Origin of the sequence: Staphylococcus coagulans (assembly GCF_002901995.1) — a bacterium.
GTDB classification, from domain to species: domain Bacteria; phylum Bacillota; class Bacilli; order Staphylococcales; family Staphylococcaceae; genus Staphylococcus; species Staphylococcus coagulans.
This window is the reverse complement of the sequence record NZ_PPQN01000102.1, coordinates 1-428: the sequence shown is the minus strand read 5'-3', so window position 1 is coordinate 428 and position 428 is coordinate 1. Positions and strand designations below refer to the sequence as shown.

Annotated in this window: 1 protein-coding gene; it reads left to right on the top strand. The window is 40.9% G+C overall.

What is annotated here, in order from left to right; all coding sequences use genetic code 11:
- A partial coding sequence (locus tag CD118_RS11390; protein WP_206167723.1) for an alkaline phosphatase family protein occupies positions 1-428 on the top strand: 428 nt, incomplete at both ends.

Below are 428 nucleotides of genomic sequence, written 5' to 3'. Positions count from 1 at the left end.
GTGATGAACACACTTAAAGATCATGACTATGATGTCATTGCCATCGGTAAAATCAATGATATTTTCGATGGAGAAGGTGTCACAGAAGCAGTACGTACGAAAAGTAACATGGACGGGATGGATCAACTGATGCAAATCGTACAAAAAGATTTTAAAGGTTTAAGTTTCTTAAACTTAGTCGATTTTGATGCGTTGTATGGGCATCGTCGTGATAAACCGGGTTACGCACAAGCCTTAAAAGACTTTGATAATCGCTTACCGGAATTAATGGACGCGATGCGTGAAGATGATTTACTCATCATTACAGCCGACCACGGCAATGATCCCACTGCAGAAGGCACAGATCACACACGTGAATACATTCCAGTGTTGATGTACAGTCCAAAATTTAAAGAAGGTCAAGCGCTCGATACGGATACAACGTTTAG